General features: G+C 68.1%; 13 protein-coding genes. 4 read left to right on the top strand and 9 right to left on the bottom strand.

What is annotated here, in order from left to right:
• Positions 1–4: 4 nt before the first annotated feature.
• From mobH to AC099J_RS20895, 3 genes are read right to left on the bottom strand one after another with little or no spacing between them, the layout of a single operon-like run.
• Positions 5–1,801: a MobH family relaxase gene (gene mobH, locus AC099J_RS20905; RefSeq protein WP_479617212.1), complete on the bottom strand. Its 1,797-nt coding sequence runs from the start codon at positions 1,799–1,801 to the stop codon at positions 5–7.
• 47 nt (positions 1,802–1,848) lie between these two features.
• Positions 1,849–2,517, bottom strand: a complete 669-nt coding sequence (locus AC099J_RS20900) for a FlhC family transcriptional regulator (RefSeq protein WP_479617211.1) — start codon at positions 2,515–2,517, stop codon at positions 1,849–1,851.
• Between the two features lie 11 nt (positions 2,518–2,528).
• Entirely contained in the window at positions 2,529–2,834 is a 306-nt protein-coding gene (locus AC099J_RS20895) for a hypothetical protein (protein ID WP_479617210.1), read from the bottom strand.
• Between the two features lie 356 nt (positions 2,835–3,190).
• Between AC099J_RS20895 and AC099J_RS20890 the strand changes: the two genes are divergently transcribed.
• Positions 3,191–3,838, top strand: a complete 648-nt coding sequence (locus AC099J_RS20890) for a S24 family peptidase (RefSeq protein WP_479617209.1) — start codon at positions 3,191–3,193, stop codon at positions 3,836–3,838.
• A 56-nt stretch (positions 3,839–3,894) separates the two neighbouring features.
• Here the strand turns inward: AC099J_RS20890 and AC099J_RS20885 are convergent, their stop codons facing one another.
• The 5 genes from AC099J_RS20885 to AC099J_RS20865 all read right to left on the bottom strand — a co-directional run bounded on the left by AC099J_RS20885 (position 3,895) and on the right by AC099J_RS20865 (position 8,566).
• Entirely contained in the window at positions 3,895–4,959 is a 1,065-nt protein-coding gene (locus AC099J_RS20885; RefSeq protein WP_479617208.1) for a DUF932 domain-containing protein, read from the bottom strand.
• Between the two features lie 301 nt (positions 4,960–5,260).
• Positions 5,261–6,274, bottom strand: coding sequence for a DUF7146 domain-containing protein (locus AC099J_RS20880; RefSeq protein WP_479617207.1), 1,014 nt, complete (start codon positions 6,272–6,274; stop codon positions 5,261–5,263).
• Positions 6,261–7,298: a hypothetical protein gene (locus AC099J_RS20875; protein WP_479617206.1), complete on the bottom strand. Its 1,038-nt coding sequence runs from the start codon at positions 7,296–7,298 to the stop codon at positions 6,261–6,263. Before AC099J_RS20875 ends, AC099J_RS20880 begins: the two co-directional genes overlap by 14 nt.
• Positions 7,202–7,927 carry an ATP-binding protein gene (locus AC099J_RS20870; RefSeq protein ID WP_479617205.1) on the bottom strand — a complete coding sequence of 242 codons (726 nt, stop codon included), beginning with the start codon at positions 7,925–7,927 and terminating at the stop codon, positions 7,202–7,204. Before AC099J_RS20870 ends, AC099J_RS20875 begins: the two co-directional genes overlap by 97 nt.
• 99 nt (positions 7,928–8,026) lie before the next feature.
• A complete protein-coding gene (locus AC099J_RS20865; protein ID WP_479617204.1) occupies positions 8,027–8,566 on the bottom strand; it encodes a hypothetical protein in 540 nt (179 codons plus the stop codon).
• 469 nt (positions 8,567–9,035) lie between these two features.
• Here AC099J_RS20865 and AC099J_RS20860 point away from each other — a divergent pair, with 469 nt between their 5' ends.
• The 3 genes from AC099J_RS20860 to AC099J_RS20850 all read left to right on the top strand — a co-directional run bounded on the left by AC099J_RS20860 (position 9,036) and on the right by AC099J_RS20850 (position 11,078).
• Positions 9,036–9,800 carry a DUF1845 domain-containing protein gene (locus tag AC099J_RS20860; protein WP_479617203.1) on the top strand — a complete coding sequence of 255 codons (765 nt, stop codon included), beginning with the start codon at positions 9,036–9,038 and terminating at the stop codon, positions 9,798–9,800.
• 258 nt (positions 9,801–10,058) lie between these two features.
• On the top strand, positions 10,059–10,379 hold the full coding sequence (locus AC099J_RS20855; RefSeq protein WP_479617202.1) for a helix-turn-helix transcriptional regulator: 321 nt from the start codon (positions 10,059–10,061) through the stop codon (positions 10,377–10,379).
• 147 nt (positions 10,380–10,526) lie between these two features.
• Positions 10,527–11,078: a DNA repair protein gene (locus AC099J_RS20850; RefSeq protein ID WP_479617201.1), complete on the top strand. Its 552-nt coding sequence runs from the start codon at positions 10,527–10,529 to the stop codon at positions 11,076–11,078.
• A gap of 433 nt (positions 11,079–11,511) precedes the next feature.
• Here AC099J_RS20850 and AC099J_RS20845 read toward each other — a convergent pair whose 3' ends face one another.
• Positions 11,512–12,276: a hypothetical protein gene (locus AC099J_RS20845; protein WP_479617200.1), complete on the bottom strand. Its 765-nt coding sequence runs from the start codon at positions 12,274–12,276 to the stop codon at positions 11,512–11,514.
• Positions 12,277–12,303 lie beyond the last annotated feature (27 nt).

Genomic DNA, 12,303 nt, shown 5'->3' with positions numbered 1-12,303 from the left:
GGGGTCACCCGATGGATGGGGCGTCGACAGAAGCGACCTGGACGGAGCCCGGGTCGCTTCCGGACGTTGGGGCGGACTCCAGACCGGCAAAGTGGTCGGTCAACAGCACCACGCCGGGGACCGCGGTGCCGGCGACGTGGATGACGCGCGTGGGTTCACCGCGACCGTTGCCGACCAGCATGCCGGCGTCCCGCAGGGCGCGCAGGGCCAGCGCCGGCTGGATGCCACGCCGCTGGAACTGGTCGAGCGCGACGAACACGCCGCCGTCCACGCGTTGCAGCGTCGCCCCGTCAGCGTCGGCGGCATGTGCGGCCGTCAGTTCGTCGAGTGTCTTCCGCACGGTGGGATGCAAACGCATCGGGGCCTTGAAGCGCACCGTTGGAAGGGCTGGGGGCCGCGTGGCGCGGGGATGGTTGCCGTCGATGTGGGCGCCGCCATCCTCGCTGCTGTCGCGCGCCGACGGAGGCGGCGCCGCATCGAGCAAGGACAACTGCCCACCATTGCCGCGACCAGCAAGACCACCGGCGACGGGCGCTGGCGCACGGTCATCGTCATCACGGTCGCCGATGTCCGCCGACGGGGCTGAAGGCGCTTGCGGGCTCGGCCTGGTATTTGGTCCGGCAGGTACACGCAGCACCAACCACGTGTCCAGCGGTTCGGCCAGCGCTGGCAGGCCGGCCAGCAACAACAGCGGCAACGCCAGCTTGAGGGCTTCCAGCGGCCCCTTCGCACCGGGCGGGCGGATCACCCAGACTGGCAGGTCGGGTGCACGCAGCGCGATGGCGCCGGCCTGCGCCAGCACGTCCAGGACCTCCAGCGCGGTGCCAGGCATGCCAGCCAGTTCATCGCCTTCCAGCAGTGCGAGCACATCGTGGCCGCAGGCCGGCCACAGCAGGAACAGGCCGTCCAGCCCATACCAGACGCGGCTTTTGTCCTGGTTCGGCGTCCACCCCGCGTGCCCGGCCGCCAGCCGACGCAGGGCCTCCAGCACGACGCGGGCCAGGTGCTCCCCGGCTGCAGGTGCACCCTGGCGCCGCGCATGCGCCAGCAGGTCGCGGTGGATCACGAGGGCGGCGGAACGGCGCACCAGACGGTCCAGCACGTTGTGCTCGACCAGCGCCACGCCGCCGATGCTGGCCATCAGGTGCGGCACGATCACGGCGTTGCCCCGGGTCAGGTCGTGCAGCACGGTGGCCGGCACCACATGGGGCAGCGCGAACAGCCCGAACCCCCGTGCCTCATGTCCCCCGCGAGAAGCATGCGCAGCGCCGGATGCGCGCACGTCGACGCGCCAGTGCACCGCGTAGCGCTGCGCTTGCTGCTGCGCAAGCCAGGGCGCGAGCGGCCCCAGGCACGCCGGCCACTCGGCGCCGTTGTCCGTGACCACCGTGACCGCCAGCGCGCGGTGCAGCTCGCTGCACAGGCCGCCGATGAAGGTGGCCAGCCGCCAGCGCGGCTCCAGCTCGACGCGCTCGGAGATCGTGGCCTTGCCCGAGAAGATGTGCGCGTCCGTGCCCTGCAGCGCGAAGAACGCCGTTTCCAGGCCCAGCCGCAGCAGGCCGCCCGGCTCGCTTAAGAAGCTGTCTGCCGTGGCGGGCAGGCGGTGCACGAAGTCCGCATAGCGCCGCACCAGCGGCAGCAGTTCGCGCTCGAAGGCCGCGCGGTCCGCGCCGTAGCAGAGCTTGATCCGCGCCAGCAGGGCGCCGTGCTCGGCCAGCACGTCGACCGGCTCGGCCGACAGGCCGTGCGCACCGGATCGGCGCCGCGGCGCGGCCGGTCGGGTCGATGGAATGGGCGCCACGGACAAGCTCCACGCCCCCACGGGCGTCCTGGCGCCCCATTCTTCGCCTAGTGCGGCGGCGGCGCACCTGGAAACGGCCCCCCATTTGCGGCGATTTCGGGATCAGCAGCCCGTGGTGCGTCGTTCGCGGTCGTGTAAGGGATGGCACGCTCCGCAGGGGCGGGCAGCGGGGGCAGTGCCGCCGCCAGGCGCGGGTCGCGCGGCGCGCGTTCGACCAGCTTGCAGATTGGGCACGCTGCGCCGGTGGCGGCGTTGGTGACCGTCAGGCCGTCCAGGAACTCATGGCACTTCGGGCACCGGCGGATGCGGAAGCAGGCGCTGCGCGTGATCCACAGGCCGGCTGTGTTCGCCGCCAGATCGAAGCCTCGGTCAAAGCCGATGCGGGCGACATCGCCACGCAGCGACCCGTAGTAGCGGTAGGCCGCAACCAGGGCTTCGGCCGCACCAAACCCTTGCGCGCGCAGGCGTTCGAACGTGGCCACCAGGATGGACGCATCGACGCGGTGCGGCAGGCTGGCGACGTGGTACCAATCCCGCGTGTCGGGCGGGCGGCCGCGCGGCGGCTCGACGTTGTCCGCGAACAGAAGCTGCTTTAACTCCCTCAGCGGCAGCCCGGTCAGGTAGTGGATGGTGCGAACGCGGGCACCCAGCAACGCGCAGTCGCGCGCCAGCGCCAGGGCCCGCAACCGCTGCTCGATGCGGTTTGCGATGGACATGGCAGCCTCCGTTACGTGGAGGTGTCGGGAGCGTCGACGGAGGGCGTCGCCGGATGTGCGGCGGCCAGGGTGCCGGCGAGCTGGGCAGGCGCTTCCAGCAGATCCATGAAGTCGCTGCGCAGCAGCATCAGCGAGGTGGGGCCGACGGCCTCGACTCGGCTCAGCAGCTTGTCGGGCGACATGGCCCGCAATCGGGCTGCCGCTTCGGCATGCAGGCCGAACGCGCGGCAGGTGTCGATGGGGTGACTCTCCAGGCCCACGCGGACGGCGAGCAGCAGATGGAGGTTCGTGCGTTGCACATTGACGAGGGGGCACATGGTCGGGTTCCTTGCGCGGGTGGCCCGGGGCGGGCCGAGGGTTACGTCGGTTTCATGGTGGTGGTGGTTTGCCGGTGGAAGAAGCCGCATGCAGCATATGTTGCGCGGCCAAAACCAATAGGCACAAATTGTTCCCATCTGTAGTGCGGATTCGGTTGCCATGCGAGAACACACGCCGGGTGGGGCGGTGTCGCACGCGTGCAACTGACGGGCGACGAGGTCCCGTTCAAACTCGCGCTTTGGGATCCCCAATAGCTCCAACAACGACCATGACCCCAAAACTTCCGAAGCGGCCCCGCCCAGGACGAGACAACAAGAGCAGCACAAGCGTCGCGCCTGCGCAGCACACCGCCGCGATGGGCCGCCTCGCGGAGGCCATCGATCCGACGCTGAGCCTGGTGCCCGGCGTGCGCGAACGCTTGCAGTCCCGCCTGCATGCCATGGGCATCCCGGCGTCGCGCACCGTCTCCTACGCCGCGCGCATCACGCAGCGCACCGCGCAGAGCGTGCGGCGCTGGTTCGACCCCCAGGCGCCCGGGCTGCCCGACCTGGCCTCGTTCACCCGGCTGTGCGTGGGCCTGGGCTGCCGCTCGGACAGCTTGCTCGGCATCGACCAAAGCGCCGCAGCGCCTACCCCGTCGACGCAGGACACGCGGGTGCTGGCCGACAGCATCGAGGCCATGGCACGCACCCTGGCGGCACGCGGCGGCGCCGGCACCCCCTTGCGCGTGCCGGGCGACGAGATGGCACCCCAGCTGGGCGAGGGCGACCTGGTCTTTGTCGACACGGGCCACGCGGGCCTGGATGGCAACGGCATCTACGCCGTGGAGTACGAGGGCCGTCGTTTGATCCGGCGCATCGAGCAGCGCCTGGGCGACCGCATCGTGCTCAAGTGCGACAACCCCGCCTACCGCGACTGCGAACTCAGTGCCGCGTTCACACGCGACGGGCGCTTGCGCATCCTGGGCAAGGTGCATGCCGTGATCGGCCTGCGCCTGCTCTGAGCCGGCGGCCGCGCAGGCGAGGGAGAGCCTTCTCCCCTGCACCTGCGCGGCGCCCCTCATGCGGCTGTGGCGATCGCCATCCACTCCGGCGCGCTCCATTCGATCAGCCGGCCACCCAGCACTTCGAACTCGGTCGCCCGGTCGTAGTCCTCGATCTCCTGGCTGTAGTGCGTGACCGCGTTCACCATGCCGTAAGCCGACAGATCGCCTCCTGTCACCAGGTGGCGCAGCACGCCGGCTCGCTCGGTGTCGTTCAGCGTGCAGCGCTGGGCCAGCACCTGGACCGCCTCCACCGGGTCGCCGACAAGCCGGATGCCCATGGTCTGGCGCAGCTTGTTGGCCGCCTGCTGGAAGCTCAGTTCGGACACGGCCGCCTGCACCACGTCGCGTGCCTTCAGGAAGAAGGCCTTGTCGTCGGCCTGCAGCGTGTCGTCCTGGTAGATCGTCACGGTTTCGTCGTCGCGTGCCAGGGCGCGGCCTACATGCGTCCTGCTCAGCGTGCGGTCCGGCACGATCAGCCCATTGCGGCAGACCAGCCGGAACAACAGCGGCTGCACCGACAGCCGGCCCTGGCCGACTTCTGAGTTGGTGATGGCCACTCCCGCCTGCACGATGTCGCCGGGCGCCATCTCGCACTGCAGCTGTGGCGTGATGCACTTGAGGTACATGCGCGTCTCGGTCAGTTCGACGGATTCGAACACCACGTCCGGCAGACCCTGCAGGATCGGCAGCACGGCCTCGGCCAGGTCGTAGTTGTCGAGCCGGCGGTAGCGGTCGGACAGCACCGCGCGCACCCGGCCATCCAGTGTGCGCAGCAGACGGCGCGCGCTTTCGTGTTCCAGCCAGGTGTTGACGTTGCGGTCCAGCAGGCTGGGCTGCTCGGCGCGCATGCGCTCAAAGTAGGCATGCGGAATGCCGAGCTTGTCGGCGAGCTGACGCCGCGCCAACTGCGTGACGCCGTACTCGACGGCCCCACTGGCTTCGGCGACCACCAGGCGGGTGTCGCCGGTGTCGCTGGTCGCGTGCCGCACGAGTGCGGACGGCACGACCAAATCCTTCTTGCTGTCCAGCTGGCGCTGCAGTTCCTGCGCCAGGCTCAGCAGGGTACGTCCAGATCTCATGACCATCTCCTTCAAGGGTGAGCGAAGAGGACACGGCGCCCCAGCGGGACGGGTGTCCCCAGGGGGTGGAACAAGGCACCGGCAAGCCGGTACCACCTCGGTGCGATTGCGCGCACCATCGACTCCAGGGCTGCCTTCGCCGCGCGAGCGGCCTGGTCTGGCAGCGACCAGTGGGGAAACGGGTGAGTGACCTTGTCGGCGCAGGCTGTCCTGATGCCAATCTGCGCTGAAAAGGCCGGGCGCGGCCTGTGCCGTCGCCCGCCAGGGAATGGCGCGTCGCCGCGCCGGGGTGGCCGCGTGCTCATGCCACGCGCAGCTGGGCCGTTTGCTGGCGCTGGCGCCAGACATCGGCCCAGTCCGATCCGGCGGCCTTGGGCAGGTAGACCTGGACCTCACGCGCCGTGCCGACCTCGCGCCGCAGCCGCCGCGCCAGTGCGTAGGCACTGGCCTGGCCGGTGAAGTCGCCATCGGCGTCGTTGTCGGCGTAGATGCAGACCCGGCGCACGGTGGCCGGCACCCAGAGCTTCTCCAGATTGCCCGCGCCGAGCGCGCACCACACCGGCTTGCCGGTGGCCAGCAGCACGGCCAGGCCGGTCTCCAGGCCCTCGCACACCGCCAGTTCGTCCGTGGCCTCGGCCAGGGGAACGGCCGCACCCACATAGCCGCCCGACAGCAGCTTCTTCGCATCCTGTGCGTCCAGCTTGTGGCCGTCCGTCAGGTAGGTGCGGTGCAAGGTCACCAGGCCCTGCGGGCTCTGCACGCTGGCCAGCATGGCCGGGTAGTCGGCCAACTTGCGCGCACGCGGGCCTCCGTCCTTGCGGAAGTAGCCCAGGGCGGGGTGGCAGCGCAGGGCAGACGGGTACGCCGCCAGGCCCAGGCCACGACTCTGCAGGTAGCGGTCGACCGCATCGCCGGGCGAGACCGGGCGTGCCTCGTCCCAAATGCGCTGCGCCAGTGCGCGCATGCGCTCTGGGGTGGGCGCAGTCGGCTGACCGGTCGTGGCCACCGGCGCCACCGGCAGGCGGCCCAGCAGTGACTCCACGGCGGTGAGGGCCGCATGGAAGTCCAGGCCTTTGCAGGCCTGCAGCAGCTTGAAGCCACCGCCGGGGCCGCACTTGCGGCAGTGGTAGTTGCCTTCGCCGAACTTGTCGGTGTACTGGAACCGGTCCACGCCCGCGCGGCACAGCGGGCAGGCCATGGGCTTGCGCAGCAGCATCCGCCCGTCCAGGCCTTGAGCGCGCAGGATCTCGGTCCAGCGGCCGTGCGCGGCCCGCCGGGCGGCGTCCACGCGCTGCGCGTACTCAGGGTTGACCATGCAGCGCTCCCAGTTGCCGCTCTTCCAATCCGAGGTTCCCCAGCGGGATGGCGACCAGCGGCGAGCCGACCAGCTCGACCGAGCAACCTGACGCCGCACCGTTGCCGACGCTGATCTCGAACGAGCAGCCGTGCAGCAGCGGGTAGCGGTCCAGCTTCATGGTGGCCAGCAGCGCCGACAGCGTGGCCTGCGCATCGGTGGAGCGCAGGTGCTGGATCAACGCCGCCAGGGCCTCGCGGTCGGCCTGCATGGCGCCGTCCTGGTACCGGTCGCAGTCGTCGAGGAAGTCCGACAGCTGGCGCACCGGCTCGCCACTGCACTCGCCGGCGGGCAGCAGCAGCTGCTCGGCATGGCAGACACCGGCGTCGTCGACCTCGGCTTCCTCCTGGCCTACCCGGATGCGCACGGCGCGACACAGCGCGACACGCGTGCGCACCACCCGGCCTTCGAGCTGCGCCTGCGTCTGCACGTCCAGCGCCTCGACCTGGGCCGGGGTGTCGTCCAGCATGCGGATGTGGCGCTGCGCCCAATGGCAGGCATGCAGACCGTGCGGTCTGACGACCAGCCAGTGGCGCGCGCGGGCCAGCATCCAGTGGGCGGCGTTGCCGGCATGCGGATCCTCCAGCGCGACCAGGCGCACCTGGCCTTGCTCGATCTCCGCACGGCTGGGCGCCGTAGCCACCGGGTCCATGAAGGCCCGGGCGAACGCATGGCCCTGGACCGGGTAGCCACCGATGCGCTCGCACAGCGCGGTCGGCAATTCGTCCAGGTCGTTGAGCAGCTCCAGCAGGTTCCAGCTGCGCATGGCGTTGTGGAATGTGTCGACGAAGCTGCGGTCCGGCAGTCCGTCGCGCGCCTTGTTCAGGTGGTGGCGCCAGCACTGGCGCAGCTGCGCCTCGATGCGCGGGAGCTGCTGGTCGGCGTCGATCAACATGTCGCGGTCCGGCAGCCGGGCCACGAACTGGCGCGGGTCCAGGTGCACGACATTGACGCGGTCACTTTCGTAGTACGAAGGCGCGTGCACGCAGAAGCCTGCAGGAATACCAGCATGCCGCGCATGGCGCGGCCGTCGTGGTGGCCCGTCAGGTGCACGGCGCCGATGGGCGTGGCTTCGAACACCAGGCAGTCCTCGGCATAGCGGCGCACCATGCGTTCGCCGTTGAAGACCACATCGACCGGGAAGCCCTGGCACAGCCGGTCCATGCGCACGGACAGTTCCGGCAGGTCCACGCCGTGCAACTCGATGCGCGTGCCCTGGACGACGGCCTCTGTGGCGACGACCTCGCACGGCGTGCGGTCCAACGCGGCGGCGGTGTCGATGTCGACGCAGTGCTGACCCGAGTGCACGATGCAGCGCGTGGCCGCATACAGGCACTTTGTGAAGCCCAGGCCGAACGGGCGTTCCTCGACCACGGTCTGGCTGTCCCAGCCCGAATGGTGGAAGGTCAGCAGGGCCTGGAAGTCCTGCAGGCCGCAGCCGTCGTCCTGGACGGTCAGGCGCTGGGCGTCCAGGTCGTAGTCGACCTCGATGTGCTGCGCGCCGGCACGGCGCGCGTTCTGCAGCAGCTCGGTGACGAGCGTGAAGCGGTTGGAGAAGGCGTAGCGCTGGTTGCGCAGCGCGCCGGCTTCGTCGATGTGCACTTGGATCTGCATGGTCATCTCCTGTGGAATGCGGGTCGCGCAAACGGAGCGCGGCACCGCGGGGGTGGATGGGTCGGGCGAGTGGACCGCGTGGGCGATCCGGGCAATAACTCAGGCGAACATGTCGCCTTGCAGCGCAATGCGCCGCACCTCCTCGTTCAGCCACTGCGGGTTGGCGGCCAGGCGCGCGGCCACCCAGTCGGGGTGGTCCAGCACGGCCTCGCGCACCCAGCCTGGGTAGCGCAGCAGGGTCTCGCGCAGCCAAGGTTGGACGGCGGCGCGGATGCGGTCGCGGACTTCTTCGGCGTCCACGAGCCCGCAATAGGGCAGCGGCGACAGCGGGCTGCAGCCCACTACGCGCAGACAGGACACGAACGAGAACGGCTGGCCGTCCTTGGTGCGTTCGGTGAAGACCCAGCGCAGCGTGTCCAGCTTCTCCTCCAGCGGCGTCTCCGGCTCGGCCAGCCGCTGGATCTCCCGGAGCAGCCGCCAATGCAGCAACACCAGGTCTTCTTCGCTCCATTCGACGGGCGCATCGACATCGAAGGCGTCGGTGTCGGCGCAGCGGGTGTCGGTCTCGAGCAGGTCGACCGGCACGTGGAACAGCGTGTCAACGGCAACGGCCTGCGAACAAGCGTGGGTGTGCAACATGGTGGGCTCCTGGGATGAACAGAAGGAGGCCACCAGCACCCGCGGGGCGTGGAGCCCCCAGGGGTTGGCAAACATCGGATCCGGGAAGGATCGGGACACGAGGCTGGCTTGCGCGCGGCGCGTTGCGTCGTGCGTCCGGTCTGCCAGCGACCGGCGGGAAAGCTTTCGGTGCCAGGCCAGGCACAGGGCCTGGGCTGGCCTCGAAAGCGGGTTCCGCGAACCGGTTCAGTCCGTGACGTCGCACGGCGCTGAGGGCGCGTGGACGTCGGTCTCTCCAGGGCTCGCCAGGGCAGGGCCAGCTACTGCATGGGACGCACAGTAGGCGCCCCGTTGCACGGCGTCAACGGTCCAGGCGGTCTCATGTGGGGCTGATGTCGAAATCGCCGCAAATCGCCCCCCGTTTCGCATGGCAATGCGGCTGAGACTGCCTGATCATGGCGACGGCGCGTTGGCGCTGCAGGAGGATGCCATGGCCCAGATCGATGTCGTCAAGCATGACCAGGGGGGCGTCAACGCCCGCATCCTTGCGCGCGAGAACAAGGCGGACTTCCGGCGCATCGAGGCGGCCAGCCTGAAGATCCCGGTGCGCTTCGCCAGCCCGGATGGCAAGCGCTCCTTCGTGCGCTACTTCAACACCTTCCAGCTCGGCAGCCACTTCGTGTCGGTGATCGCGCGCACGCGGTTGGACCATGCCGAGGTAGCGAAGGCCGAGGCGGCGCTGCGGGCGCAGATGGACAAGGTGGCAGACGACCTGAACCAGGCGATCGACGCGGCGGAGGCGCTGTTCCAGGCGCATGGCATCACGGCCGCCGCGACCTACGACACGGTGCCGATGGTGATGGAGGTGGGGGTTCTGTCGTCGAGCGGGCGGCGGTATCTGGAGATCCTGGGCAAGCTGGACCAGCTGATGCCGCTGCTGCAGACGCTGGAGATCCACGAGGTGGCAACGCCCGAGGGCATCGACCGAGAGCGTGCGGCGCTGAAGCGGAGGGTACGGGAGTTGGCCAGCAGCGCGCGCAGCCTGGCGGGGCGGCTGCGGCGGCAGATGAATGCGCTGGATGCCAGGGGTTCGGAGGGCAGTGCAGCGGTGCAGGCGGCGGACGATGCAGCCGATCCAGCGGCCGAGCCAACGGTCGACCACGCAGCCGCTGCGGCCGCAGCGGCCGCCGCGACCGTGCGGACGGAGCCTGTGCCCCATGCGCCGGAGCAAGGCGTGTCAGGCGCGCCCGCGTAGTCTCGCGCGTGCCATGCGAGAACGGCCGGGCATGGGGGTTGGTTTGACGTTGAAGGGGCGCCATCGCCAGGATGCGGTGGCCACGGTGGACTAGAGTTTCAGCATCGCCGTTCTGGCGCGTCGCAGTCGTCACCTGCCCTATGGCGAGCTTCTTCGCCACATCTCCCCCACGTGTGCGTTTCACGTCCCTGCCCGAGCGGAGCGCCGGCGGTCGACGGCATCGGTCTGGCGCTCCTTGGCAGCACATCGAACTTGACCATGGTGGCTGCGACCGAGATGGTCTTCCATGTCTGCCGGCGAATGCCGGCGCAAGGGTCGATCATGCAAGACGTTTCCCGTGCATCCCACTCCCTTTCCACGATGGCGGTCAATCCGCCACCTCCAGCGGCGGAGCCCACAGGCCTGCCGCTGACCGGGTTTGTGCGCGCCCGGCTGCTGCTGCGCCTGATTCCGTTCTCCAGAGCGACGCTTTGGCGGCGCGTCAAAGCGGGAAGTTTCCCTGGGCCGGTCCGGCTGTCCGAGGGCATCACGGCCTGGCGCGCGGAGGACATTCGGCGGTGGATCCAGGAATGCCGCTGAGCGGCACAGGCGGCGCTGATTCGTCCTCGGGTTCACTGCCTGGCTGAACGGGCGTCTGGGCAGACGCACGCGTCGACCAAGCGGCCGACGCTACAGTGCTAGGGCAATGAGCTGTGCTCATTTGCCTGCCCGTGCTCAACCTACCAGATGACCTACGTGCGCACGTCGTTCTGCAAGAACCTGCATGCGAAGTGTTACCTGAGCGAGTCGGCCTGCATCGTCACCAGCTTGAACCTGTACGAGTTCTCGATGGTGAACAACAACGAGATGGGCGTGCTGATCGATCGCCTCGCCGACGTCGACTTGTACCGTGATGCCTACGAGGAAGCTCAACGCATCATCCGAATCAGCGACGAGGTCCGGATCACGCTCGAACGCGTGGAGCGCAAGCCCGAGGCCCCGGCATCCTTGGCGACCAAACCCGACGCGGCGAAGCCAACGACTGAAGCGCCTCCGTCAGCGTCTACAGCGGCCACCACGCAGTACGAGAAGATCACGACCGCCAAGATCGCAGTCAAGCTTGGGATGACGACCAAGGCGTTCCAGGAGCGCCTGGTTGCGCTTGGGATGCTGGAGCTGCGTGAGGGTGGCCGGCACTACTTGACCGATGCAGGCAAGGGCGTCGGCGGGGAGTGGCGGCCGGGTCCAGGTGGCGGCTATATGCTGTGGCCTGACGGGTTCAGCCTGTCGGCCGGCTGAATGTGCTGCTGAGCGCCTGCATCCATTTGATGGTGGGCGTTGGCATCAAGTCTACGACCGGCCAGCTGCTGTCATTGGCCATGTGGCGCCGAAAGTCAATTTGGGGCGCAGAACGATCGCCCACGTTGCTTCGTGTTTTTCCGAACATGGCTTTTCTCTGCAAAGCCGTATGAGCTGCCTCATCTAAGCGTGGCCGCGCGGTGAAAAGAACGAGGCCCTTACAACCTGCGCTACTTCTTAACCCTCGACGTCCTGGTTTTCGCTTCCAAGTTCGCCTCGGCCGCCATGCCGGCGCGATGGCCGGCCGCAGAAGCGTAGCGAAAGCGCCGAGCCTGTTGCTCAGCAGCCGCAGCAGGTGGCGCTACACGGCAGGATTCTCCGATCCGCGGCGTCGCAGTCACAAGTTATCAACATCACAAGAAACGCGCTGATTCTAGATTTTGAGCGTCGCCTTTATCTTGTCCCACTCTGCGGAGACTTCGTCGTTCAACTCGTCGAAGATCTTGGAAGATAACGTGACCCCTGCACTAGCCTTGGAAGTCTCGTACATCGTGACAGCGTCAAGAGCATGTGCTTTGAACTGCACACCAGATGGCTGGTTCAAGAACAGCTTGTAGACGTCATCGAACGTCCGATCGCACCGAATTCGCAGCCACTCGATTCGAACCCATTTGGACAGTATCTGCTCACTGAAAAGAACTTGCGACGCGACCACAATCAATCCGAGTTCGGTCTTGCGGTAGTGCAACAGCACCGACCAGATCAGCGCGTAGCCGATGATCTTGACTCGCTCCCGGCGCGCCATCTTCAGGGCAATCGTCTTGCTGAACAGGCTGTTCTCAAGAACCTGCGCTGCCATTCGTTTGATCGGTTCCTTGAAGTCGTTGTTGTAGTAGCCGTCTGTCTGCTGGTGAGTTAAGTTGACGGCGCACGCGCTGCTGAAGAAGTCCTGGCGACGCTTGTCTTCTGCACGCGGCGTCAGATAGACCTTCAAGATAAGGCCGAGCGTGAACATTGCCACAACGCAGAGGCAGAAGGAGAGCAGGATGAGGTCGTAGACGTCTGGGACCTTCTTCTGATCAACCAGCAGTGTCGCGATCGACAGCGCCCCATTGAGGTAGAACAGGCCGTCCGAGACAGCTTCGGCAGCCTGAACGGAAGCAAAGTAGTTGGTGCGGATCGGGTCGGACCTAGACATGGCGTCCCGTCTGCACGGCGCAGACGC

This window comes from Rhodoferax sp. RT4P68 (assembly GCF_056521305.1).
Note: the sequence above shows the minus strand (reverse complement) of the source record. Positions and strands in the feature narration are given on the sequence as shown.